We start from the raw sequence: 1369 nt of genomic DNA on the forward strand, positions 1-1369 counted from the left end.
AAAAGGCTCCATAATTCTTACAGTGGATTTACCCACTACAGAAATTATAGAGCCCAGAGGGTTATTGTGTAAGTATAGTTGGACTTAATGAAGCCACAATTAAGAAATATATTCAAGGTTAAAGAAATTATCCAGTGGATGATTTCTTCACGAGTATGAAAAGAGAAGAACGAGTGAAACATGACATAGCACTAGATTCTTGAGTGTAAAAGAGTATGAAGCTCCCTTTGGGATAATGGTAAGTAATGCCCAGGACTCTTTAAGAGGTTAGTGACGAGTCAAAAGCGGTGAGGCTAGAACAAAGTAAAAACCAGCGCCTAAAGACGCTGGCTGATGATGTGGGCTTATAGCCTTTGTTCAAACCATTCGTTTGACGGGTGGTTATGATTCTAACTGTATTAAAAGTGCTTCTACTCTAGCAGTATGATAGTTTTTTTGGTATAATAAAGATTATGGAAATCGAAAAAACCAATCGAATGAATGCGCTTTTTGAATTTTATGCTGCGCTTTTGACAGACAAGCAGATGAACTATATTGAGCTTTATTATGCAGATGATTACAGTCTTGCTGAGATAGCTGAAGAGTTCGGTGTCAGTCGTCAGGCTGTTTATGATAATATCAAGCGGACAGAAAAGATTCTAGAAGATTATGAGATGAAATTGCACATGTACTCGGACTATATTGTCCGCAGTCAGATTTTTGACCAAATCTTGGAGCGTTATCCCAAGGATGACTTTCTGCAGGAGCAGATAGAAGTCTTAACAAGCATTGATAATAGAGAATAAGAGGAAGAAAAATGGCATTTGAAAGTTTAACAGAACGTTTACAGAACGTCTTTAAAAATCTACATAAAAAAGAAAAAATTTCTGAGGCTGATGTCCAAGAAGCGACTAAAGAGATTCGTTTGGCCTTGCTGGAAGCTGACGTTGCTTTGCCTGTTGTAAAGGACTTTATCAAGAAGGTTCGTGAGCGTGCAGTAGGGCACGACGTCATTGATACCCTTAATCCAGCACAACAGATTATTAAAATCGTTGATGAGGAATTGACAGCCGTTTTAGGTTCTGATACGGCAGAAATTATCAAGTCACCCAAAATTCCTACGATTATCATGATGGTCGGTTTGCAGGGGGCTGGTAAAACAACCTTTGCTGGTAAATTGGCTAACAAACTTAAGAAGGAAGAAAATGCACGTCCTTTGATGATTGCAGCGGATATTTATCGTCCAGCAGCCATCGATCAGCTGAAAACACTTGGTCAGCAGATCGATGTTCCTGTTTTTGCACTTGGAACAGAAGTACCAGCTGTTGAAATTGTTCGCCAAGGTTTGGAGCAAGCGCAAGCCAATCACAACGACTATGTCTTGATTGAT

2 protein-coding genes and 1 pseudogene are annotated in these 1369 nt (G+C 39.3%); all 3 read left to right on the forward strand.

The window, feature by feature from the left end:
• Positions 1–56 precede the first annotated feature (56 nt).
• Positions 57–246: pseudogene (locus SORDD16_RS12300) on the forward strand (hypothetical protein); the annotation flags it as partial.
• 206 nt (positions 247–452) lie between these two features.
• Complete coding sequence (locus SORDD16_RS04220) at positions 453–785, forward strand: putative DNA-binding protein (RefSeq protein WP_000402068.1); 333 nt, start codon at positions 453–455, stop codon at positions 783–785.
• Between the two features lie 11 nt (positions 786–796).
• The coding region (locus SORDD16_RS04225) for a signal recognition particle receptor subunit alpha (protein ID WP_241733975.1) at positions 797–1369 on the forward strand (573 nt) is incomplete at its 3' end.

Source organism: Streptococcus oralis (assembly GCF_001578945.1).
In the GTDB taxonomy this organism is placed as follows: Bacteria; Bacillota; Bacilli; order Lactobacillales; family Streptococcaceae; genus Streptococcus; species Streptococcus oralis_Q.

Coding starts and splice junctions, on each gene's coding strand:
- SORDD16_RS04220 (WP_000402068.1), top strand. CDS start 453: ATGGAAATCGAAAAAACCAATCGAATGAATGCGCTTTTTGAATTTTAT.